Annotated in this window: 2 protein-coding genes; both read left to right on the forward strand. The window is 66.7% G+C overall.

Going from position 1 to position 2,773, the window contains the following annotated elements; translation table 11 throughout:
* Nucleotides 1-348, forward strand: a 348-nt coding sequence (locus I5M_RS20175) for a response regulator (RefSeq protein WP_031337159.1), incomplete at its 5' end; no start/stop codon positions are given.
* Nucleotides 349-554: 206 nt separating this feature from the next.
* On the forward strand, nt 555-2,773 hold a 2,219-nt coding region (locus tag I5M_RS20180; protein WP_022723046.1), incomplete at its 3' end, for a Tex family protein.

Here is a 2,773-nt window from a genome sequence, read left to right on the forward strand (position 1 = left end):
CTGGTGCGTAGCTACGTGATGACGCATCTGGCCGCGCTCGGCTACACGGCGTTCCCNGCGTCGTCGGCCGCGCAGGCGATGGCGATGGTCTACGACGGGTTTGAGTTCGACCTGTTGTTCACCGATGTCATCATGCCGGGCAGCATGAATGGGCCGCAGCTCGCGTCTGAACTGCGCCGGCATCGGCCGAACCTCAGGGTGCTGTTCACCTCCGGCTTCGCCGACACCACGGCCTTCCCTGCCGGCCAGCATGGCACCGATCTCCTGGTCAAACCGTATCGCCGCGCCGAACTGGCACGCATGCTGCGGCTGGTGCTTGACGCGCGGGTTGCGGCGCCGGCGCATTGATCGCAGCCGGCGACGAATCGCCTCGCGATTCGAATTGCGCCCGCAAAGACGAGGCACGGCCGGGCACCATCCGGCTTATTCACACCCGCCCGCCGCACCGGCTTTGCCGGCTGCACCGCGCGCGCCGGATGGCGTAGGGTGCCTTCGATTCGCCGCGCGCGGCGCGGACGATCCCCTCCCCATCTGTTCTGCCGAGAGACTTGCCAGTGCTGAAAATCGCGAACGTCATCGCCAACGAACTCGCCGTGCGCGAAGCCCAGGTTCAGGCCGCCATCGATCTGCTCGACGGCGGCTCGACCGTGCCGTTCATCGCGCGCTACCGCAAGGAAGCGACCGGCATGCTCGACGACGCGCAGCTTCGCACGCTGGAAGAGCGGCTGCGCTATCTGCGCGAGATGGAAGCGCGCCGCGTCGCCATCATCGACAGCATCAAGCAGCAGGGCAAGCTGACACCGGAACTCGAAGCGCAGCTGGTCGCCGCCGACACCAAGGCGCGGCTCGAAGACATCTATCTGCCGTTCAAGGAAAAGCGCCGCACCAAGGCGCAGATCGCGCGCGAGGCCGGGCTCGAGCCGCTGGCCGACCTCTTGCTGCAGAATCCCGACAAGAATCCCGAAGCCGAAGCCGCCTCGTACGTTAAGACTGACGGCGAGCATCCGGTCGCCGACGTCAAGGCGGCGCTCGACGGCGCGCGCGCCATTCTGGTCGAGCGCTTCTCCGAACACGCCGACCTGATCGGCTCACTCCGTGAACAGATGTGGAGTCGCGGCAAGATCGCCGCCAAGGTCCGCGATGGCAAGAAGACGGAGGGCGCCAAATTCGCCGATTACTTCGACTTCTCCGAACCGTTCGAGAAGCTGCCGTCGCATCGCATCCTGGCGCTGCTGCGCGGCGAGAAGGAAGAGGTGCTGGCGCTCGATTTCGGCGACGGCGAGGATCCGGACTCCAAGGAGCCGACCCAGTACGAGAACCGCATCGCCGCCACCTTCGGCATCTCGCGCAAAGGCCGTCCCGCCGATGCGTTTCTGTCCGACAGTGTGCGCTGGGCGTGGCGGACGCGGATCAAGACTGCGCTGGCGCTCGATATCCGGATGCGGCTGTGGCAGCAGGCCGAAACCGAGGCGGTGCGGGTGTTCGCCGCGAATCTGCGCGACCTGCTCCTTGCAGCGCCGGCCGGCGGCCGCGCCACGCTCGGCCTCGATCCGGGCTTCCGCACCGGCGTCAAGGTCGCGGTGATCGACCGCACCGGCAAGCTGGTCGATCATTCGACGATCTATCCGCACGAGCCGGCGCGGCGCTGGAACGAGAGCATGCTCGAGCTGGCGCAGCTCTGCGTCAAACACAAGATCGAGCTGGTGGCGATCGGCAACGGCACCGCGTCGCGCGAGACCGAGAAGCTGGTCGCCGACCTGATGAAGGCCAAGCCCGATCTCAAGCTCACCAAGGCGATCGTCTCCGAGGCCGGCGCATCGGTGTACTCCGCATCCGAATTCGCCTCGAAGGAATTTCCCGACCTCGACGTCTCGATCCGCGGCGCGGTGTCGATCGCGCGGCGGCTGCAGGATCCGCTCGGCGAACTCGTCAAGGTGCCGCCGCAGTCGATCGGCGTCGGCCAGTATCAGCACGACCTCAATCAGCACGCGCTGGCGCGCGCGCTCGATGCGACGGTGGAAGACTGCGTGAACGCCGTCGGCGTCGATCTCAACACCGCATCGGCGCCGCTGCTGGCGCGCGTCTCCGGCATCGGCGAGACGCTGGCGACCAACATCGTGGCACATCGCGATGCCAACGGCCCGTTCCCGAGCCGTGCCAAGCTCAAGGAAGTGCCGCGGCTCGGGCCGAAGGCGTTCGAACAATGCGCCGGCTTCCTGCGCATCCGCGACGGCGACAATCCGCTCGACGCTTCCGGCGTGCATCCGGAATCCTATCCGATCGTCAAGAAGATCCTGGAGGCCACCAAGAGCGACATCAAGGCGCTGATCGGCCAGACCAAAGTGATCCAGGGCCTGAAGCCCCAGGCCTTCGCCGACGACAAATTCGGCGTGCCGACCGTCACCGACATCCTGAAGGAACTGGAGAAGCCCGGCCGCGATCCGCGCCCCGAGTTCAAGACCGCGACCTTCCAGGAAGGCGTCGAGAAGATCACCGATCTCAAGCCCGGCATGATCCTCGAGGCGACGATTACTAACGTCGCCGCGTTCGGCGCCTTCGCCGATATCGGCGTGCATCAGGACGGCCTGATCCACATCTCGGCGATGTCCGAGCGCCGCATCAACGATCCGCGCGAGGTGGTGAAGCCCGGCCAGGTTGTGAAGGTCAAGGTGCTGGAAGTCGACGTCCCGCGCAACCGCATCGGCCTGACGCTGCGCATGTCCGACCCCATCCCCGCCCCCGGGGAACGCCCGCACCGGGGGTGGCGGCGGCG

Source organism: Rhodopseudomonas sp. B29 (assembly GCF_000333455.1).
Classification (GTDB): domain Bacteria; phylum Pseudomonadota; class Alphaproteobacteria; order Rhizobiales; family Xanthobacteraceae; genus Rhodopseudomonas.